Origin of the sequence: Massilia sp. YIM B02769 (assembly GCF_030411995.1) — a bacterium.
In the GTDB taxonomy this organism is placed as follows: Bacteria; Pseudomonadota; Gammaproteobacteria; order Burkholderiales; family Burkholderiaceae_D; genus Telluria.
In genome coordinates, this window is the sequence record NZ_JASNRC010000016.1 from 26,002 (window position 1) to 45,335 (window position 19,334).

Annotated in this window: 16 protein-coding genes; 9 read left to right on the forward strand and 7 right to left on the reverse strand. The window is 65.1% G+C overall.

The window, feature by feature from the left end; translation table 11 throughout:
- Positions 1 to 20 precede the first annotated feature (20 nt).
- Entirely contained in the window at positions 21 to 1,883 is a 1,863-nt protein-coding gene (locus tag QPK31_RS22535) for an ABC transporter ATP-binding protein/permease (protein WP_290425131.1), read from the forward strand.
- A gap of 269 nt (positions 1,884 to 2,152) precedes the next feature.
- Here QPK31_RS22535 and QPK31_RS22540 read toward each other — a convergent pair whose 3' ends face one another.
- The 4 genes from QPK31_RS22540 to QPK31_RS22555 form a co-directional block, all read right to left on the reverse strand.
- Positions 2,153 to 3,241 carry a type II asparaginase gene (locus QPK31_RS22540; RefSeq protein ID WP_290425132.1) on the reverse strand — a complete coding sequence of 363 codons (1,089 nt, stop codon included), beginning with the start codon at positions 3,239 to 3,241 and terminating at the stop codon, positions 2,153 to 2,155.
- Between the two features lie 39 nt (positions 3,242 to 3,280).
- On the reverse strand, positions 3,281 to 4,570 hold the full coding sequence (locus QPK31_RS22545; RefSeq protein WP_290425133.1) for an amidohydrolase family protein: 1,290 nt from the start codon (positions 4,568 to 4,570) through the stop codon (positions 3,281 to 3,283).
- A 75-nt stretch (positions 4,571 to 4,645) separates the two neighbouring features.
- The gene (locus QPK31_RS22550; protein WP_290425134.1) at positions 4,646 to 5,914 is read right to left on the reverse strand and encodes a dicarboxylate/amino acid:cation symporter; all 1,269 of its coding nucleotides are present in this window, start codon (positions 5,912 to 5,914) and stop codon (positions 4,646 to 4,648) included.
- Between the two features lie 393 nt (positions 5,915 to 6,307).
- A complete protein-coding gene (locus QPK31_RS22555) occupies positions 6,308 to 6,496 on the reverse strand; it encodes a hypothetical protein (RefSeq protein WP_290425135.1) in 189 nt (62 codons plus the stop codon).
- A 106-nt stretch (positions 6,497 to 6,602) separates the two neighbouring features.
- Between QPK31_RS22555 and pyrC the strand changes: the two genes are divergently transcribed.
- From pyrC to QPK31_RS22575, 4 genes are all read left to right on the forward strand, one after another.
- Positions 6,603 to 7,658 carry a dihydroorotase gene (gene pyrC, locus QPK31_RS22560; protein WP_290425136.1) on the forward strand — a complete coding sequence of 352 codons (1,056 nt, stop codon included), beginning with the start codon at positions 6,603 to 6,605 and terminating at the stop codon, positions 7,656 to 7,658.
- A 2-nt stretch (positions 7,659 to 7,660) separates the two neighbouring features.
- Positions 7,661 to 8,455 carry a DUF3025 domain-containing protein gene (locus tag QPK31_RS22565; RefSeq protein WP_290425137.1) on the forward strand — a complete coding sequence of 265 codons (795 nt, stop codon included), beginning with the start codon at positions 7,661 to 7,663 and terminating at the stop codon, positions 8,453 to 8,455.
- A complete protein-coding gene (locus tag QPK31_RS22570; RefSeq protein WP_290425138.1) occupies positions 8,456 to 9,448 on the forward strand; it encodes a Gfo/Idh/MocA family protein in 993 nt (330 codons plus the stop codon).
- A gap of 95 nt (positions 9,449 to 9,543) precedes the next feature.
- Positions 9,544 to 9,885: a hypothetical protein gene (locus QPK31_RS22575; protein WP_290425139.1), complete on the forward strand. Its 342-nt coding sequence runs from the start codon at positions 9,544 to 9,546 to the stop codon at positions 9,883 to 9,885.
- Between the two features lie 123 nt (positions 9,886 to 10,008).
- Here the strand turns inward: QPK31_RS22575 and QPK31_RS22580 are convergent, their stop codons facing one another.
- A complete protein-coding gene (locus tag QPK31_RS22580) occupies positions 10,009 to 10,761 on the reverse strand; it encodes a hypothetical protein (RefSeq protein ID WP_290425140.1) in 753 nt (250 codons plus the stop codon).
- Positions 10,762 to 11,029: 268 nt separating this feature from the next.
- Positions 11,030 to 13,090, reverse strand: coding sequence for an ATP-dependent DNA helicase RecG (gene recG, locus QPK31_RS22585; RefSeq protein WP_290425141.1), 2,061 nt, complete (start codon positions 13,088 to 13,090; stop codon positions 11,030 to 11,032).
- A gap of 106 nt (positions 13,091 to 13,196) precedes the next feature.
- Here recG and queA point away from each other — a divergent pair, with 106 nt between their 5' ends.
- Entirely contained in the window at positions 13,197 to 14,219 is a 1,023-nt protein-coding gene (gene queA, locus QPK31_RS22590; RefSeq protein ID WP_290425142.1) for a tRNA preQ1(34) S-adenosylmethionine ribosyltransferase-isomerase QueA, read from the forward strand.
- Positions 14,220 to 14,224: 5 nt separating this feature from the next.
- Positions 14,225 to 15,364 carry a tRNA guanosine(34) transglycosylase Tgt gene (tgt, locus tag QPK31_RS22595; RefSeq protein WP_290425143.1) on the forward strand — a complete coding sequence of 380 codons (1,140 nt, stop codon included), beginning with the start codon at positions 14,225 to 14,227 and terminating at the stop codon, positions 15,362 to 15,364.
- A 186-nt stretch (positions 15,365 to 15,550) separates the two neighbouring features.
- On the opposite strand, the gene QPK31_RS22600 is transcribed toward tgt, so the two are convergent.
- Positions 15,551 to 16,651 (reverse strand): NADH:flavin oxidoreductase/NADH oxidase, encoded by a 1,101-nt coding sequence (locus QPK31_RS22600; protein WP_290425144.1) that lies wholly within the window; start codon positions 16,649 to 16,651, stop codon positions 15,551 to 15,553.
- A gap of 462 nt (positions 16,652 to 17,113) precedes the next feature.
- On the opposite strand from QPK31_RS22600, the gene yajC reads away from it, so the two are divergent.
- Positions 17,114 to 17,392, forward strand: coding sequence for a preprotein translocase subunit YajC (gene yajC, locus QPK31_RS22605; RefSeq protein WP_290425145.1), 279 nt, complete (start codon positions 17,114 to 17,116; stop codon positions 17,390 to 17,392).
- Positions 17,393 to 17,453: 61 nt separating this feature from the next.
- Positions 17,454 to 19,331 carry a protein translocase subunit SecD gene (gene secD, locus QPK31_RS22610; protein WP_290425146.1) on the forward strand — a complete coding sequence of 626 codons (1,878 nt, stop codon included), beginning with the start codon at positions 17,454 to 17,456 and terminating at the stop codon, positions 19,329 to 19,331.
- Positions 19,332 to 19,334: the final 3 nt, after the last annotated feature.

A 19,334-nucleotide genomic window follows, 5' to 3' on the forward strand; every position in this document is an offset into this window, starting at 1 on the left:
ACAAATACCGGACCCCTGCCATGCGACGCACTCCCGCCAGCTCCCTCCCGCCGCCCGCCGATAACAAAGACCGCAAAGACCGGCAGCGCACCGACTGGGCCACGCTGCGCACCCTGTTCCCCTACCTCTGGGTCTACAAATGGCGCGTGATCGCCGCCCTCGGCGCCCTGATCGGCGCCAAGATGGCGAACGTCGGCGTGCCGCTGGTGCTGAAACAACTCATCGATCAACTCGCCATCGATCCGGCCCATCCGCAGGCTTTATTGGTGCTGCCGGTCGGCGCGCTGCTGGCCTATGGCGCGCTGCGCTTATCCACGACGGTGTTCACCGAGCTGCGCGAATTCCTGTTCGCGCGTGTGACCCAGCGTGCGGTGCGCACCATTGCGTTAAAGGTGTTCCGGCACCTGCACGCGCTGTCGCTGCGCTTCCATTTGAACCGCCAGACCGGCGGCATGACGCGCGATATCGAACGCGGCACGCGCGGCGTGAATTCGCTGATCTCGTATTCGCTGTTCAACGTGCTGCCGACCCTGGTGGAGATCACGCTGGTGCTGGGTTACCTGGCCTTCAACTACGATATCTGGTTCACCATCATCACGGCCGGCGCGCTGGCGGCCTACATCACGTTCACGGTCGTGGTCACCGAGTGGCGCACCCACTTCCGCCGCACCATGAACGAGCTCGATTCGAAGGCGAACACCAAGGCCATCGACTCGTTGCTGAACTACGAGACCGTGAAGTACTTCGGCAACGAGGACTACGAGGCCAAGCGCTACGACCAGGGCTTGCAGCACTACGAGAATGCGGCGGTGCGCTCGCAGACTTCGCTGTCGGTCTTGAACACCGGGCAGTCGCTGATCATCGCCACCGCCGTCACGCTGATTTTGTGGCGCGCCACCGAGGGCGTGATCGCCGGGACCATGTCGCTGGGCGATTTGGTGCTGGTGAACTCGTTCATGATCCAGCTGTACATTCCGCTGAACTTCCTGGGCGTGATCTACCGCGAGATCAAGCAGGCGCTGGCGGACATGGAGCGCTTGTTCGGCCTGCTGGACCAGAACCGCGAGGTGGCGGATGCGGCCTCAAGCCAGGCGCTGGTGACGAAAGGCGCGCATGTGGCGTTCTCGCATGTGGAGTTCAGCTACGAGACCAAGCGGCAGATTTTGTTCGACGTCGATTTCGCGATTCCGGCCGGGACCACCACGGCGGTGGTGGGGCACAGCGGCTCGGGCAAGTCGACCCTGTCGCGGTTGCTGTTCCGCTTCTATGACGTGAACCGCGGATCGATCAGCATCGATGGGCAGGATATCCGGAATGTGACCCAGCAATCGCTGCGCGCGGCGATCGGGATCGTGCCGCAGGATACGGTGCTGTTCAACGACACCATCGAGTACAACATCGCGTATGGGCGGCCGGGGGCGAGCCATGCGGACATCGTGGCGGCGGCGCGGGCGGCGTCGATTCATGAGTTCATCGAGAGTCTGCCGGATGGGTACCAGACCATGGTGGGCGAGCGCGGGCTGAAGCTGTCGGGCGGGGAGAAGCAGCGGGTGGCGATTGCGCGCACCTTGCTGAAGAACCCGGCGATCCTGATTTTCGACGAGGCCACGTCGGCGCTGGATTCGAAGTCGGAGCAGGCGATCCAGGGGCAGTTGAAGGAGATCGCGAAGAACCGTACCACGCTGGTGATTGCGCACAGGCTGTCGACGATCGCGGATGCGCAGCAGATCATCGTGCTCGATCATGGGCGGATCGTGGAGCGCGGCACGCACGGCAGCTTGCTGGCGGCGCGCGGCTTGTATGCGCAGATGTGGGAGCGCCAGCTGGCGCGGCCGGATGAGGAGTTGGCGTCGCCGCCGTTGGAGTTGCAGCAGGAGGAGTGAGATTGGTCGTGCCCCGTGCGGGGGGACGTGGCGCTGTTGCGTGTTGATGTATCGGTTCGCATGGTCCGCGTGGGCACGGGGTGCCCACCGTACGGTCGCCGTTCCGAGCGAATTCATGCAAAAACCGTCGATGCCGATGGTGGATCATACGGAACGCGGATACGCGACGTGTCCCGTACGGTGGGCACCCCGTGCCCACGCGGATTCAACATACCGATAACAGGACAGGCAACAGCCCCATTACCGTTTGCACACCGGCCAAAAACCGATCAATACGTCCCGAACATCTTCTGGATGTCCTTCGTATTCGTGGTCTTGGTCAAGGCCAGCATCAGCAAAATGCGCGCCTTCTGCGGCGACAGATTATCCCCCGCCACGAAGTCCAGCTCATCGTCATTCGCCTCGCCATTCCTCGCCACGATGCCCTGCCCAACCCGGCTCGAACGTACGATAATCACCCCCTTCTTGCGCGCCGCGCTCAAGGCCGGACGCACCTTGGCCGGCAGCGAGCCATTGCCCACGCCCGCATGCACCAGCCCCTTGGCGCCCGAGGCCACCAGCGCCTCCACCGCCACCGGCCCCACGTTCGCATGCGCGTACGCGATCTCCACCTGCGGCAGCACCGACAGGCTGCTCACGTCGAACTCGGTCTCGACCGTGTGCTTGCGCGTCGGGTTCCGATAAAAGTAGGGCTTGCCACCCTGGATATAACCCAGCATGCCCAGCTCCGCCGCCTTGAAGGTATCGGCCGTGGTGGTGTTGGTCTTGGTGACGTCGCGCGCGGACTGGATCTGGTCGTTCAGCGCCACCAGCACGCCGCGGCCCAGCGCTTCCGGCGAACCGGCCAGCAGCACCGCGTTGTACAGGTTGATCGGCCCATCCGCCGACAGCGCCGTCGACGGACGCATCGAGCCGACCACGACGACCGGCTTCCTGCTCTTGACGACCAGGTTCAGGAAATAAGCCGTCTCTTCCAGCGTGTCGGTACCGTGGGTAATGACGATGCCGTCCACGTTCGGCTGGGCCAGCAACACATTCACGCGCTTGGCCAGCGCCAGCCAGTGCTCGTTGCCCATGTTCTCGCTGGCGATCTGGAACACCTGCTCGCCGGTGACGTTCGCCACCTTGGTGATCTCGGGCACGGCCTGGATCAGCGCCCCCACGCCCACCGTGGCGGCGGTGTAGCCGACGGTGGTGGTGCTGGTGGCGCCGGTGCCGGCGATGGTGCCGCCGGTGGCGAGGATGGTCACGTTCGGCAGCTTGGCAGCTGGCTGGGTTTGCGCCTGGGCCGCCACGGCGACACAGAACAGGAAGCCGAACAGCGCGGCGGCCGAACGGGAATAACGTTGGAACAGCATGGCACTTCTCCTTAAAAAAACCTGGCGCCGCGAACCCGATTACAGGTTCTTGTAGACGACGCCTTCTTTCATCACAAATTTCACCTGCTCGAGCAGCTTGATGTCGCGCAGCGGGTCGCCGTCCACCGCCACGATGTCGCCCGCGAAGCCCGGCTCCAGCATGCCGAGGCGTTTCGGCTGGTCGAGCAGGGTGGCGGCATGGATGGTCGCAGCGCGGATGGCGTCGATCGGCGTCATGCCGGCTTCCACCATGTAGCCGAACTCTTTCGCGTTCTCGCCATGCGGAAAAACGCCGGCGTCGGTGCCGAAGGCGATCTTCACGCCGGCTTTATACGCGCGGGCAAAGGTTGCCTGCAGCTGCGGCCCGATGGCGGCCGCCTTTGGACGCACCAGGGCCGAATAGTAGTTCGGATCTTTCGCCTTGTCGGCCACGTAGCGGCCGGCCGAGATGGTCGGCACGTACCAGCCGCCGGTTTTCTTGAACAGGGCCACGCTTTCGTCGTCCATCAGGGTGCCGTGCTCGATCGAGTCGACGCCGGCGCGCAGGGCGCGCTTCAGGCCCTCGGCGCCGTGGGCGTGGGCGGCGACGCGAAAGCCATAGTCCCTAGCGGTGCTGACGATGGCCTTCAGTTCGTCCTCGGTGTACTGCGAGTTCTGGCCGCTGGCGGCCTGGCTCAGCACCCCGCCGGTGGCGGTAATCTTGATCAGGTCCGCGCCTTCCTTGTAGCGCTCGCGCACGGCCTGGCGGCCTTCGTCGGGGCTGTTGATCACGCCCTGCGCCGGACCCGGCGTGCCGATCGCGTGGCTGAGGAAGTGCGACAGATTGTTGGTCGGGTCGGCATGGCCGCCGGCGGTGGCGATCGATTTACCGGCCGTGAACATGCGCGGGCCGGGAATCGCACCGGCGGCGATGGCGCGCTTGAGCGATACGTTCAGGGCCTGCTCGGCGCCCAGGTCGCGCACGGTGGTGAAGCCGGCCATCAGCGTGCGCTCGGCGTATTTCACGGAGCGGTAGGCCATGTCGGCCGGGTCCGCGGTCAGGCGGTCGCGGTAGGCGTCGACCGCCGGCTGGGTTTCGCCCGTCAGGTGCACGTGCATGTCGATCAGGCCCGGCAGGCAGGATTTGCCGGACAGGTCGATGCGCCCTGGAGCAGGAGTGGACGCCATCGGACCAATCGACTTCACGGTCCCGTCCTCGATCACGATGCTGACGCGTTCGCGCCAGGCGCCGCTTTTCACGTCGAGCAAACGGCCGCAGTCGACCGTCTGGGTGGCGGCGTGGGCGCCGTTCAGGGAAAGCAGCAAACCCGCTGCGACCAGCTGTTTCATGTGTTCTCCTCTTTCTCTTCCGATGAAAAAAAGGCCTCCCAATGCTGGAAGGCCCCGGTGTCCCTTGTTGCGCGATCAGCGCAGCGGCGATGTGGCGACGTCCTTGTGCGGCACCGATTCGCCCAGTTCTCCTTCCCACTTGGCGACGACGGCGGTGGCGATGCCGTTGCCGATCACGTTGGTGCCCGAGCGCGCCATGTCGAGGAAGTGGTCGATGCCCAGCAGGAGCAGCAGGCCGGCTTCCGGGATGTTGAACTGGCCGAGGGTGGCGGCGATCACCACCAGCGAGGCGCGCGGCACGCCGGCGATGCCCTTCGAGGTGACCATCAGCACCAGCATCATCATGAGCTGGGTCGTCAGCGGCATCTCGATGCCGTAGGCCTGGGCGATGAAGACCGTGGCGAAGGTGCAGTACATCATCGAGCCGTCGAGGTTGAACGAATAACCGACCGGCAGCACGAAGGCGGCCAGGCGGTTCTTCACGCCGAAGCGCTCCAGGCCTTCCAGGGTTTTCGGGAAGGCCGCTTCCGACGAGGCGGTGGAGAAGGCCAGCAGGGTCGGGCCGCGCAGCTCGGCCACCAGGCGCAGCACGCGCTTGCCGAGGAACAGGCCGCCGATGGCCACCAGTGCCAGCAGCAGCAGGATGATCCCGAAGTAGAACTCGGCCATGAAGACGCCGTAGGTCTGGAGCACCGACAGGCCGCTCTTGGCGACGATGCCCGCCACCGCCGCGAACACGGCGATCGGCGCGAAGTTCATCACGTAGCTGGTCACCTTCAGCATGACGTGGGCGAGGCCGTCGATGGCCTCGATCATCGGGTTGGCGCGCGCGCCCACGGCGGCCGCGCCGATGCCGAAGAACACCGAGAACACGACGATCTGCAGGATTTCGTTCTTGGCCATGCCGTCGGCGATCGAGACCGGCACCAGGTGGCTGATGAAGTCCTTCAGGGTCAGGCCGGTGGCGGTAACGCCGGAGTCGGTGCCGATGGCCGGCAGGTGGCCCGACAGCGCCATCGCGTCGCCCGGACGGAACAGGTTCACCAGGATCAGGCCCAGCGACAGCGACAGGATGGACGCGATGATGAACCAGCCCAGCGCCTTGGCGCCGATGCGGCCGACTTCCTTGGCGTCGCCCATCTTGGCGATGCCGACCACCAGGGTCGCGAAGACCAGCGGCGCGATGATCATCTTGATCAAGCGCAGGAACAGGGTCGTCACCAGCGACATGGCGTCGGCGAAGCCTTGCGGATTGGCCGTGCTGACGTTGACGAAGTAGCCGACGATGATCCCGAGCACGAGGGCGATCAGGATATAAGTAGTGAGACGGTTTCGATTGTTCATGTGCTTCCTGTGGTCGGCCTGCGTTCTATCCCGCTTGCGCCGGAATTCGTGGTCCTGGCGCCGGCGAGGCGGGGCAAAATGGGGTGGTTCTGCGTGCGAACGGAATGCGTTCTGAGTATCTTGGCAAGTTCCGCAGTATCCTAGGCACTGTTAGTGCTGTCAAGCACGCCCAGGAGCTTGAATCTACTGTCGTAAACATGTTCGAAATCGAGAAAGGCAGCATGCCTTCCGCACTCGCCCGAGATAATTGGCGAAGTGCTGGACATGTTGACGGGCCAGGCCCTACCGGCTTGGTCCTGGTAATGACCCACAAAATGGACTTCGCGCAAAGTGACCAACCGGATTGTCTGTGCAGGTGTCTGATCGCCTGATGGGCGCCCTCACTGGACCTGGCTAAGGCAGCTGGCCTTGTTCAAATTCCGCAAGCATCGTATCCAGCCCAGTCATTACCTCTTCCGATGTATAAAATTCCCCACTTTCCAGCGCCTCGGTAAAGCCAGCTTGTCCCCGCGCGATAAACGCTTTCTGCGCTTCCGAAGGTGCTTCGGATCCCGGCTCCTGTGACATCGGCAAATCGTCCATGCTCATCTCCTTTCTTCATTTGGCCTTCAATCTACCCGAAAGTTCAGGCGCGCTCCACCACTCGCTATACAGGTAAAATACCGCCGTCCGCATTCCGAGAGCCGCCATGTCCACCTTCGACACCCCGCAATCCATCACCATCACCCGCCCCGACGACTGGCACCTGCACCTGCGCGACGGCGCGGCGCTGGCCAGCGTGCTGCCGCATACCGCGCGCCAGTTCGCGCGTGCGATCGTGATGCCGAACCTGAAGCCGCCGGTCACCACCGCCGCCGACGCGGCAGCCTACCGCGACCGCATCCTGGCCGCGCTGCCCGAAGGTGTACGGTTCGAGCCGCTGATGACGCTCTACCTGACCGACAACACCGACCCGGACGAGATCCGCCGCGCCCAGGACACCGGGTTCATCCACGCGGTGAAGCTCTACCCGGCAGGCGCCACCACGAATTCGGCCGCCGGCGTCACCGACCTGAAGAAGTGCTACAAGACCCTGGACGTGATGCAGGAAGTCGGCATGCCGCTACTGGTGCATGGCGAAGTAACCGACCATGACATCGACCTGTTCGACCGCGAAGCCGTGTTTATCGAGCGCGTGATGCGTCCGCTGCGCCGCGACCTGCCGGCCCTGAACATCGTCTTCGAGCACATCACCACCAAGGACGCGGCCCAGTACGTGGCCGAGGCCGAAGGCCCGATCGCGGCAACCATCACCGCCCACCACCTGCTGTACAACCGCAACGAGATCTTCCGCGGCGGTATCCGTCCTCACTATTACTGCCTGCCGGTGCTCAAGCGCGAGGAACACCGCCTGGCGCTGGTGACCGCCGCCACCAGCGGCGACGAGCGCTTCTTCCTCGGCACCGACTCGGCGCCGCACGCCATCGGCGCCAAGGAGTCGAGCTGCGGCTGCGCCGGCTGCTACACCGCGCTGCACGCGATGGAGCTGTACACGCAAGCCTTTGCCGACGCCGGCGCGCTCGACAAGCTGGAAGCGTTCGCCAGCTTCAACGGCCCGGCCTTCTACGGCCTGCCGCGCAACGAAGGCACGATCACCCTGGTGCGCGAGAACTGGACCATTCCGAACACGGTGGCAATGGGCGACGACCGCCTGGTGCCGCTGAACGCCGGCGAGGACATCGGCTGGAAGATGGTCCAGGCTTGAGCATGCTGGCGCAGATCGACTGGTCCCGCCCCTGGTACGACAGCGTCCGCCCCGCCTTCGAACGCCTCGGCGTCGAGGGCGACGATTTTGTCGCTGCCTTCAACCGCAACGCGGCCAGCCTCGCCCTGCGCAACCACCGCGATTTGCCGCTCACCTTCGTGCCGCAGGAATCGCTGCCCGAAGGGACGGCCTATGAGGAATTCATCAGCGCCACCGGCGGCGTGCCCACGCGCGACAACCTGCACGACTTCTTCAATGGCCTGGTGTGGCAGACCTTCCCCCTCATCAAGCGCCAGCTGAACGCCTTGCAGGCCGCGCAGATCGCGGCGGCCGGCGGGGTGGGGCAGTCGCGCGGGCCGGCGCGCGATGCCGCCACCATCTTCGACGAGAACGCGGCCCTGCTGGTGGTGCGTTTTTCAAACGAGGGGCGGGCGCTGGTTGACGAACTGCGTGCCCACTGCTGGGATGCGGCGCTGTTCGAGAAGCGCGCCATGTTCGGGCGCGATGCCCAGGTCTGGCTGTTCGGCCACGCGCTGATGGAAAAGCTGGTGGCGCCACGCAAGGCGATCACCGCGCATACGCGCGTGCTGTTCGCCGGCGACGACTATTTCGATTTACAAGCGGATGCGCAACGCGCCTGGATCGACGCCCGCGTGGCGGCCGAGCTGGCGAGCGAACCGCTGGCCACGTCAAGCTTCACGCCGCTGCCGGTGCTCGGCGTGCCGGGCTGGTGGCCGGAGCAGGACGCCGCCTTCTATGCCGATACCGGCGTGTTCCGCCCGAAAAGGAGAGCCTGAATGAACCAACAAGTCCGCTGGGGCATCCTCGGCACCGGCAAGATCGCGCGCGCCTTTGCCACCGCGCTGGGTGCGCTGCCCGACGCCGTGCTGGCAGGCGTGGCATCGCGCAGCCAGGACAAGGCCGACGCGTTTGCCGCCGAATTCGGCGCCGCCGCCGCGTATGGTTCGTACGAAGCACTGGCCGCTGCCGCCGACATCGACCTGGTCTACATCGCCACGCCCCATCCCCAGCACGCCGCGAATGCGCTGCTGGTGCTGAATGCGGGCAAGGGCGCGCTGGTCGAAAAGGCGTTCACGGTGAATGCACGCGAGGCCGAACAGGTCGTCGCACTGGCGCGTGCGAAAAACCTGTTCCTGATGGAGGCGATGTGGACGCGCTTCCTGCCGGCGCTGACCGAGATGAAGCGCATCATCGCCGCCGGCGAGATCGGCGAGGTCAGCCAGGTGGTGGCCGACTTCGGCTTTGCCGCCAACTTCGGTCTTGAACACCGCGTGTTCAACCCGGACCTGGGCGGCGGCGCGCTGCTCGACCTCGGCATCTATCCGCTGTCGATCGCGGCCAGCCTGCTCGGGCCGGTACGCAGCGTGCAGGCGCAGGCGCAGATCGGCCCCACCGGCGTCGACGTGCAGACCGGCTTCACGCTGCGCCACGAGGGCGGCGGCATGTCGGTGTGCAGCTGCTCGTTTTTGGCGCGCACGCCGGGCGAACTGACGGTATCCGGCACCCGCGGCCACGTGCGCATGAACACCATGTTCCACCGCGCCCGCACGGTGACGGTGGCGCTGGAAGACGGCAGCACGCGCACGGTCGAGACGCCGTATCTCGGCAACGGCTACGTGCACGAGGCGCTCGAGGCGCAGCGCTGCTTCCGGGCGGGCCTGATCGAAAGCCCGGGCATGACCCACGACGAGACGCTGGCGCTGATGCGCGTGATGGACGAGATCCGGCGCCAGGTCGGCGTCGTCTACGCGGCCGACCGGGTGGCCTGATCCGGCAACGCCGGGCGGCGTATGCATGTTGACAAGCGGTGCGGCGCATCGAATACTGGGTTGTTCATCGATGTGTTCCTGACCCGGAGTTCAACATGCATACCCTTCGCGCCGCCATCCTCGCCGCCTGCCTGCTGCCGCTGGCGGCCCATGCCGAACCCGTTCCCGTCCCTGCCGATAAGCTGGCCTATGTCGGCGACTGGCAGGGCAAGGACATGCGCATCCAGATGGGCAAGGACGGCAAGGTCAAGTACAAGCGCGACCGGCCGGGCAAGCAGCTGGATCTCAGCGTCGACCTGCAGGGCTTCCATGGCGATAATTTCGACGTCGGCGCGGCTTTCGTGCGCTCGACTTTCGTGGTCAGCAAGCCGCCGCACCGCGAGGGTGACAAGTGGAAGATGACGGTGGATGGGGTGGAGTTGACGCGGGTGGATTGAGGGCGGCGATGGTTTTCGGCGTTCGCGGGTGGTGGGTTCGAGCCGCACGCGGACCGACCCACCCTACCATCCCAGGCGTAGGGCGGGTTCTCGAACCCACCAGTACAAGGCTGGATCAGGGATTCAGCCGCGTTTCCCACCAGTCGCCGCATCCAGCCGCTTGAACAAACCCTGATGCAACCCGCGCGTGTACTTGGTCATGTGCTTGCGCGCGTGTGCGATCTCCTTCAGTTCGCGCTCGGCCAGGTCGCCCTTGTCATTCTCCAGCGCCCATAAGGCCAGCTCCACGCGCCCCTCGATCCCGCCGAACTTCTGCACCGCCGTCTCGAACTGCGCGCCCGCTTCCTCCTGCCGCCCGCAGCCGGCATACGCGCGGCCCAGCGCCAGCGCCATTTCTTCAGGACGGAAGCCCGGCTGCTTGGCCTGCAAGGGCGCCAGCAGCGCCAGCGCCGCTTCCGGCTGCCGGTTCGCCAGCTTCGCCCGCGCGGCGCCGAAAATCACTTCCGGGTCGGCGGCGAAGGGCCCCTGCAAACAGGCGTCGTACTGCGCCACCGCTTCCGCGCTCTGGCCGTTGTCGAGCAGGGCGCCGGCCAGGCGCATCTGGTTGTAGGCGGTCGGGGTCAGGTCGAAGTCGTTCTGCGCTTCGCGCACTTCGCGGCCGGGGTCGAGGGTGCGTCCGAGCGCGCGGCCGGCCAGGCGCGCCTGGCGCTCGATCTGCGAGTGCGGCAGGAAGACCGCCGCGAAGTAGACCAGGCTGCCCAGCAGCGGGAAGGAAAAGAGAATCAGCAGCCAATACATCTGGCGCCCGGTGCGCACCGCGTGGACCGCGAAGAAGAGCGCAACGAGGATGTGAAGTCCGAGTCCGAGAAAGGGCATGGCCGAGTCCTGTTTGTTGTTATCGGTGGGAGCGCGCCACGCAGGCGTATTGCTCCGGACGCAACGATATCTCCAAACAGGGGCCAAATGTCTATCGAATTGTCACACCATGGCACAAATAAAAGCCGGGGTCAGGTCTGACATTCGGACACGAACTCTGCATTATCGGACTTGCGCGAGCAGGTTGCCGACCAATCCGGATGCGATTTCGCGTCTACCGCTGAGGCCGTGTCCGAATGTCAGACCTGACCCCCGCTTGGGTTTCAGATCACACCTTCAGGAATTCCTCGCGTCCGCCCAGCCAGCGCGCCAGGTGGGCATCGACGATGGCCACGTTCTGCGGCGTCTCGTTCTCCAGCAGGCTCGCCGCCACGTCGCGCGCCTCTTCCACCAGCCACTGGTCGGTTTCCAGGTCGGCAAAGCGCAGCATGGCCTGGCCCGACTGGCGCGCGCCCAGAAACTCGCCCGGGCCGCGGATTTCCAGGTCGCGCCGCGCGATCTCGAAGCCGTCGGTGGTTTCGCGCATCGTCATCAGGCGCTGTTTGGCCACCTGGCCCAGCGGGCTTTGGTACAGCAGCAGGCAGACGCTGGCCGCCGAGCCGCGGCCGACACGCCCGCGCAGCTGGTGCAGCTGCGACAAACCGAAACGCTCGGCGTGCTCGATCACCATCAGCGAGGCATTCGGCACGTCGACGCCGACCTCGATCACGGTGGTCGCCACCAGCACGTGGATCTCGCCGGCGGAAAAGGCGTCCATGATCACCTGCTTCTCGGCCGGCTTCAGGCGCCCGTGCACCAGGCCCACCTGCAAGTCGGGCAGGGCTTCGGCCAGGGTCTCGTAGGTTTCGGTGGCCGTCTGCAGCTGCAGGGCTTCGGATTCCTCGATCAGCGGGCACACCCAGTAGGCCTGGCGCCCTTCCAGCGCGGCCGCATGCACGCGTTCGATCACTTCGTCGCGCCGGTTCTGGTCGATGGCGCGCGTGACGATCGGCGTGCGGCCCGGCGGCAGCTCGTCGATCACCGACACTTCCAGGTCGGCGTAGTAGGTCATGGCCAGGGTGCGCGGGATCGGCGTGGCCGACATCATCAATTGGTGCGGCACCAGTCCGTCGCTACCCTTGTTGCGCAAGGTCAGGCGCTGGCCGACGCCGAAGCGGTGCTGCTCGTCGACCAGCACCAGCCCAAGCCGCGCGAACTGCACGGTGTCCTGGATCAGGGCGTGGGTGCCGATTACGAGGTGCGCCTCGCCGGTTTCCGCCATCTCGCTGGCGGCGGCCTTTTCCTTCTTCTTCAGGCTGCCGGTGAGCCAGGCCACCTTCACGCCGAGCGGCTCCATCCAGGCGGCGATCTTGCGGAAGTGCTGCTCGGCCAGGATCTCGGTCGGCGCCATCAGGGCGGCCTGGTAGCCCGAGTCGATGGCCTGGGCGGCGGCCAGCGCCGCCACCACGGTCTTGCCGCTGCCGACGTCGCCCTGCAGCAGGCGCTGCATCGGATAGCCCTCGCGCAAATCGGCGCTGATTTCCTTCACCACGCGCGCCTGGGCCTTGGTCAGCTTGAAAGGCAGGGTCTGGAGGAAGGCTTCGGACAGGCTGCCCACCGTGCGCAGCGTCGGCGCGCCCTTGTCGCGGCGTGCGCGCTGGGCCCGTTTCAGCGAGAGCTGCTGGGCCAGCAGTTCGTCGAACTTCATGCGCGTCCAGGCCGGGTGCGACTTGTCCATCAGCGCGTATTCGTCGGCATCCTTCGGCGGGTAGTGCAGCAGCTTCACCGACGGCTCGAAGTCGCCCAGGCCGAGGTGGTGCCGCACCGCCGGCGGCACGGTATCGGTCCAGTCGACCCGCTTCATGGCGTCGCCGATCGCGCGCCGCAGGATCGGCTGCGACAGGCCTTCGCCCGACGGATACACCGGCGTGAGCGAAGTCGGCAGCGGCGCGCCTTCGTTGACGACCTTGTAAGTGGGATGGACCATCTCGGCGCCGAAGAAGCCGTGCTTGACCTCGGTGCGCGCACGCACGCGCACGCCTTCGGCCAACTGCTTGACCTGGCTGCCGTAGAAATTCATGAAGCGCAGCAGGATGTCGCCGGATTCGTCGGCAATCGTCACCAGCAGCTGGCGCCGCGGCTTGAAGCTGATCTCGTTTTTCGTGACCACGCCCTCGATCTGCGACACATGGCCGCCGCGCAGGCAGGCCTCGCGTATCGACACGATCTTGGTCTCGTCCTCGTAGCGCATCGGCAGGTGCAGCACCAGGTCCATGTCGGTGCGCAGGCCGAGGCGGGCGAGCTTGCTTTCTGTGGTTTTCGGGGCGGAAGTGGGTTTTGGCGAAGGCATATCTGCGGCATTTTGGCGCGGGCTGACGTAAAATAGAGGGTTCGCCGCACGCGCTGCAGCCCGTATTGTAAAGCTGCCAGCCCCCATTTTCCCAGAAATGAACAGAATGTACTCGCTTTCCGATTTCGATTTCGACTTGCCGCCCGAGCGCATCGCGCAACTGCCGCTGCCCGACCGTAGCGCGTCGCGCCTGCTGCAGCTCGATGGCGAGCAGATTACCGACCGCCATTTCGCCGACATCCTCGACCAGCTGCAAGCCGGCGACCTGCTGGTGATGAACAATACCCGCGTCCTGAAGGCGCGCTTCTTCGGCGTCAAGGAAACCGGCGGCCAGGTCGAGGTGCTGGTCGAGCGCGTCCTGGACAGCCGCACCGTGCTGGCCCAGGTGCGCGCTTCCAAGTCGCCGAAGCCCGGCAACCGCATCCGCCTGGCCGACGCCTTCGACGTCACCACCGGCGAGCGCGCCGGCGAATTCTTCACCCTCCATTTCGAGGGCGACGTGTTCGAGCTGATCGAGGCCCACGGCCGCCTGCCGCTGCCGCCCTACATCGAGCACAACGCCGACGAGTTCGACGAGCAGCGCTACCAGACCGTGTATTCGAAGGAACCGGGCGCCGTCGCCGCGCCGACCGCCGGCCTGCACTTCGACCAGCCGCTGCTCGACAGGCTGGCCGCCAAGGGCGTGAACATCGCCTACGTGACCCTGCACGTGGGCGCCGGCACCTTCCAGCCGGTGCGGGTGGAAGACCTGTCCGCGCACCAGATGCATACCGAGTGGTACACCATCGGCCAGGAGACTGTGGATGCGGTGCGTGCAGCGAAGGCCGCCGGCCGTGACGTTGTCGCCGTCGGCACCACGTCGCTGCGCGCGTTGGAGTCGGCCTCGCAGAGCGGCGAACTGGTGGCCGGCAGCGCCGACACCGCGCTGTTCATCACGCCGGGCTACACCTTCAAGACGGTGACGCGCCTGATCACCAACTTCCACCTGCCGAAATCGACCCTGCTGATGCTGGTGTCGGCCTTTGCCGGCTACGCAGAAATCCGCAAGGCCTATGCGCACGCCATCGCCAACGAATACCGCTTCTTCAGCTACGGCGACGCCATGCTGCTGACCACTACTTCAAAATAAACACGATGCTCGAATTTACGCTCCTGAAGAAAGACACCAGCGGCCTGTCGCATGCGCGCCGCGGCCGCCTGAAACTCAATCACGGCACCATCGAAACCCCGATCTTCATGCCGGTCGGGACCTATGGCTCGGTCAAGGCGATGGACCCGACCGAACTGAAAACCGTCGGCTCGCAGATCATCCTCGGTAACACCTTCCACCTGTGGCTGCGCCCGGGCATCGAGGTGTTCAACAAGTTCGGCGGCCTGCATGGCTTCATGGGCTGGGACAAGCCGATCCTCACCGACTCGGGCGGCTTCCAGGTGTTTTCGCTGGGCGCGATGCGCAAGATCACGGAAGAGGGCGTGACCTTCGCCTCGCCGATCGACGGTTCCCGTAAATTCCTGTCGCCGGAAGTGTCGATGCAGATCCAGCGCGCGCTGAACTCGGACATCGTGATGCAGTTCGACGAGTGCACGCCGTACGAGATCGACGGCCGCGCGGCCACCGCCGAAGAAGCGGCGAAGTCGATGCGCATGTCGCTGCGCTGGGCCCAGCGTTCGATGAACGAGTTCAAGGGCGGCGAAAACCCGAACGCGCTGTTCGGCATCGTCCAGGGCGGCATGTACGAGCACCTGCGCGACGAGTCGCTGGCGGCGCTGGAGGACATCAACTTCCCGGGCCTGGCGATCGGCGGGCTGTCGGTGGGCGAGCCGAAGGAAGACATGAAGCGCATCCTGGCCCACGTCGGCCCGCGCCTGCCGGAAAACAAACCGCACTACCTGATGGGCGTGGGTACGCCGGAAGACCTGGTGGAAGGCGTGGCCAACGGCGTCGACATGTTCGACTGCGTGATGCCGACCCGGAATGCGCGCAACGGCTGGCTGTTCACGCGCTTCGGCGACGTGAAGATCAAGAATGCGCGCTACAAGGAAGACACGGCGCCGCTGGACGAGTCGTGCAGCTGCTACTGCTGCACCAACTTCTCGCGCGCTTACCTGCACCACCTGCATCGCTCGAACGAGATCCTGGGGGCGCGCTTGAACACGATTCACAACCTGCACTATTACCTGAACCTGATGCAGGAGATGCGCGATGCGATCGATGCGGATGGGTTCAATGCGTTCCGCGTGCGGTTTGCGGCGGATCGGTCACGCGGGGTGTAATTGGCTCGCGATCATGCTTGGCGTGGTTGAACGCGTGGGCACAGGGGCGCCCACCCTACATAATCAAGGCCAGCGGCCGCAATGACGTAGGGTGGGCGCCCCGTGCCCACGCGTTTTTACGCACCTTCGCCCACCCGAATAAAAAACGCGGCCATCGAGCCGCGTTTTTTATTCACTTCTAGTTCATTACTCCGCCGCGCGGTAGCGCTCCAGCCAGTGCGCATACGGCGCCGGCAGCGTCCACGACGGTTTGTCCTGGCCCAGCGCCTTGGCCGCCGCATACGTATAGTGCGGATTACCCAGGTGCGCGCGGCCGATCATGACCAGGTCCATCTGGCCTTCTTCCACCACGCGGTTGGCGACGGCCGGCGAATCGATATTCCACGATGACGCCACCGGAATGCCCGCTTCGCGCTTCACGCGTTCGGCGATCGGCGCCAGGAAGCCCGAGGCCCACGGAATGCTCGCATCCGGCGTCGAAAAGCCTACGCTCACATTCAGCATGTCCAGGCCGGCGGCGCGGAACTGGCGCGCCAGCTCGATCGACTCGGCCAGCGTTTCTTCGTCGCGGCCGTCGAACTCGATCACGCCGAAGCGCGCCGTCAGCGGCAGGCGGTCCGGCCACACTTCGCGCACGGCTGCCAGGGTCTCGAGCAGGAAGCGGCTGCGGCCGGCGAAGTCGCCGCCGTATGCGTCGGTACGCTTGTTCGCATGGACCGAGAAGAAGCTCTGGCCCAGGTAGCCGTGGGCGAAGTGCAGCTCCAGCCACTCGAAGCCTGCCTCCAGTGCGCGGCGTGCGGCGGCGACGAAGTCGGCTTTCACGCGCTCGATGTCGGCAATCGTCATCTCTTTCGGCACCTGCGGCAGGTTGGCGCCAAAGGCGACGGCCGACGGCGAGATGGTTTCCCAGCTGCGCGGGTCGCTCGCCGGGATGTGGTCGTCGCCTTCCCAGGGACGCTGGGCGCTGGCCTTGCGGCCGGCGTGGCCGATCTGGATGCCGGCGACGGCGCCGCCAGCCTTGATGCCGGCCGCGATGCGCGCCAGGCCCGGCACGTGCTCATCCGACCACAGGCCGAGGCAGCCCGGGGTGATGCGGCCTTCCGGCGAGACGCCGGTGGCTTCCACGATCACCAGGCCGGCGCCGCCGCGGGCGATGCTTTCGTAGTGGGTGGTGTGCCATTCGTTGGTATAGCCATCGGTGGCGCTGTACTGGCACATCGGCGGCACCGCGATGCGGTTGCGCAGGGTGACGTCCTTGAGGGTATAGGGGGTGAAGAGTGCTGACATGGGTGGTTTTCTTTGACTGGATTAAGCGGGAGCCAGCGCGGCTGGTTCGATGTTGCAGCGCGGGACGAGGATGATAACCGCGGTGCTGAATCCGTGCTTGCCACCCGCAAATGTGAGTGCCCACTTTCGTTGAGAATTTGTAGGGTGGGCACTCTGTGCCCACCGGTGTCTTGGTTGATCAATTGAATATTGCGAGCATAAAGGGTACGGTATGCATCGGTACGACCGCGTGGGAACAGGTGCCCACCCTACAAGGTCAACCCAACACCCAAGGGAATGCGGGTGCACCGTTGTAGATTTCCTACTTGCATTTTTTACAGCCAACCCCACATGCGGCGGAATGGCCGCTGGCAGTTCGCCGGTGCTAGAATACAGCGCTGTTTTTTTTATCTCATAATCGGAGTCCTTGTGTTCATTTCCAACGCTTACGCGCAAACCGCGGCCGCAGCCAATCCAGACATGATGAGCAGTCTGCTCGGCTACTCGCCGATCCTGATCATGTTCGTGGTCATGTACTTCCTGATGATTCGCCCGCAGCAGAAGCGCCAGAAAGAAGCCAAGGCGATGATGGATGCGCTCACCAAGGGCGACGAAGTGGTCACCGCCGGCGGCATCCTGGGCCGCGTCGTGCAGGTGAAGGACGCCTACGTCACCCTGGAAATCGCGACCGGCACCGAGATGATCGTGCAAAAGAACGCCGTCACCACCCTGCTGCCGAAGGGCACCCTGAAGTCCCTGTAAGCCAAGCGCTGCGGCCCTGTCAACGGGCCGCACGCCGCTCAACATAGAACGCTGGAACATCATGAATCGCTATCCGCTCTGGAAATACATACTGATCGCTGTCGCGCTCCTGCTGGGCGCGCTGTACACGGCGCCCAACTACTTCGGCGAATCGCCGGCGTTGCAAGTGACGACTGGCAAAACAACGGTCAAGATCACGAGCGACACCTCGGCCCAGATTGCCGACGTGCTGAAACGCGAAGGTGTTCCGGCCAACCAGGTCACGCTCGACGGCTCCGGCAACTCGACCGCCGTGCGTGCCCGCTTCGACAGCACCGACGCCCAGTTCAAGGCCAAGCTCGCGCTCGAACGCCAGCTGAACCGTGACCAGACCGACCCCGATTACATCGTCACCGTCAACCTGGTGAAGAACACCCCGGCCTGGATGCAGGCGGTGCGCGCGCTGCCGATGAACCTCGGCCTCGACCTGCGCGGCGGCGTCCACTTCCTGCTGCAAGTCGACTCCAAAGCCGTGCTGGAAACCCGCGTCAAGAGCACCCAGACCAGTGTCCGCAGCATCCTGCGCGACAACAACGTGCGCCATGCCGGCATCGAACGCAACGGCAACGCCATCGAAGTGTCTTTCCGCGACGAGCAGACCCGCAGCGCCGCCCGCAACGTGCTGGGCAAGCAGATGGCCGACCTGACGCTGGCGGATGCCGCCGACGGCACCGAACTGAAGCTGATCGCCACCATGAAGCCCGAGGCGCTCAAGCGCATCGTCGAGGAAGGCGTCAACCAGAACATCTCGACCCTGTCGAAGCGTATCAACGAACTCGGCGTGACCGAGCCGGTCATCCAGCGCCAGGGCGCCGACCGCATCATCGTGCAATTGCCGGGCGTGCAAGACGTGGCCCGCGCGAAAGACCTGATCGGCCGCACCGCCACCCTGGAACTGCGCCTGGTCGACCCGACCGTGACCCCGGGCACCGAACTGTCGGCCGCGATTCCGCTGAACTCGGAACTGTTCACCGAAGGCCGTGGCGCCCCGATCGTGGTGTCGAAAGACATCATCCTGACCGGCGACTACATCACCGGCGCCGTTGCCAGCTTCGACTCGAACCAGCAGCCGGCCGTCTCTGTCGACCTGAACGGCGACGGCGGCCGCAAGATCCGCCTGGTGACCCGTGAAAACGTCGGCAAGCGCATGGCGATTTTGCTGAAAGAGAAGGGCAAGTACACCGTACCGTCGGCGCCGACCATCCAGAGCGAACTCGGCTCGACCTTCCAGATCACCGGCATCGGCAACGCCCAGGAAGCGAATGAACTGGCGCTGCTGCTGCGCTCGGGCGCGCTGTCGGCGCCGATGGAATTCATCGAGGAACGCGTGGTCGGCCCGCAGCTCGGCGCCGAAAACATTTCGCGCGGCCTGCACTCGACCCTGTGGGGCTTCGTGGCGATTGCCGTCTTCATGATCATCTACTACCACATGTTCGGTGTGTTCAGCGCGGTGGCGCTGGCGGCCAACGTGCTGTTCCTGCTGGCCCTGCTGTCGATGCTGCAGGCCACCCTGACCCTGCCGGGTATCGCGGCAATCGCGCTGGCCCTCGGTATGGCAATTGACGCCAACGTGCTGATCAACGAGCGTATTCGCGAGGAACTGCGTGCCGGCGCCACGCCGCAGCAGGCGATCACGCATGGTTTCAGCCACGCCTGGGACACGATTTTCGACTCCAACGTGACCACCCTGATCGTCGGCCTGGCGCTGCTGATCTTCGGTACCGGTGCGGTGCGCGGCTTCGCCGTGGTGCACACCCTGGGCATCCTGACCTCGATGTTCTCGGCCGTGTTCGTCTCGCGCGGCTTCGTGAACCTGTGGTACGGCCGCCGCGGCAAGAAAGTGACCAAGCTGTCGGTCGGTACGGTGTGGACGCCGGGCCTGCCCGCTGAAAAGAAATAAGGA

Excerpts from the sequence above, each read along its gene's own strand:
- QPK31_RS22535 (WP_290425131.1), top strand. The coding sequence starts at position 21 with ATGCGACGCACTCCCGCCAGCTCCCTCCCGCCGCCCGCCGATAACAAA.
- QPK31_RS22540 (WP_290425132.1), bottom strand. The coding sequence starts at position 3,241 with ATGCTGTTCCAACGTTATTCCCGTTCGGCCGCCGCGCTGTTCGGCTTC.
- QPK31_RS22545 (WP_290425133.1), bottom strand. The coding sequence starts at position 4,570 with ATGAAACAGCTGGTCGCAGCGGGTTTGCTGCTTTCCCTGAACGGCGCC.
- QPK31_RS22550 (WP_290425134.1), bottom strand. The coding sequence starts at position 5,914 with ATGAACAATCGAAACCGTCTCACTACTTATATCCTGATCGCCCTCGTG.
- QPK31_RS22555 (WP_290425135.1), bottom strand. The coding sequence starts at position 6,496 with ATGGACGATTTGCCGATGTCACAGGAGCCGGGATCCGAAGCACCTTCG.
- pyrC (WP_290425136.1), top strand. The coding sequence starts at position 6,603 with ATGTCCACCTTCGACACCCCGCAATCCATCACCATCACCCGCCCCGAC.
- QPK31_RS22565 (WP_290425137.1), top strand. The coding sequence starts at position 7,661 with ATGCTGGCGCAGATCGACTGGTCCCGCCCCTGGTACGACAGCGTCCGC.
- QPK31_RS22570 (WP_290425138.1), top strand. The coding sequence starts at position 8,456 with ATGAACCAACAAGTCCGCTGGGGCATCCTCGGCACCGGCAAGATCGCG.
- QPK31_RS22575 (WP_290425139.1), top strand. The coding sequence starts at position 9,544 with ATGCATACCCTTCGCGCCGCCATCCTCGCCGCCTGCCTGCTGCCGCTG.
- QPK31_RS22580 (WP_290425140.1), bottom strand. The coding sequence starts at position 10,761 with ATGCCCTTTCTCGGACTCGGACTTCACATCCTCGTTGCGCTCTTCTTC.
- recG (WP_290425141.1), bottom strand. The coding sequence starts at position 13,090 with ATGCCTTCGCCAAAACCCACTTCCGCCCCGAAAACCACAGAAAGCAAG.
- queA (WP_290425142.1), top strand. The coding sequence starts at position 13,197 with ATGTACTCGCTTTCCGATTTCGATTTCGACTTGCCGCCCGAGCGCATC.
- tgt (WP_290425143.1), top strand. The coding sequence starts at position 14,225 with ATGCTCGAATTTACGCTCCTGAAGAAAGACACCAGCGGCCTGTCGCAT.
- QPK31_RS22600 (WP_290425144.1), bottom strand. The coding sequence starts at position 16,651 with ATGTCAGCACTCTTCACCCCCTATACCCTCAAGGACGTCACCCTGCGC.
- yajC (WP_290425145.1), top strand. The coding sequence starts at position 17,114 with ATGAGCAGTCTGCTCGGCTACTCGCCGATCCTGATCATGTTCGTGGTC.
- secD (WP_290425146.1), top strand. The coding sequence starts at position 17,454 with ATGAATCGCTATCCGCTCTGGAAATACATACTGATCGCTGTCGCGCTC.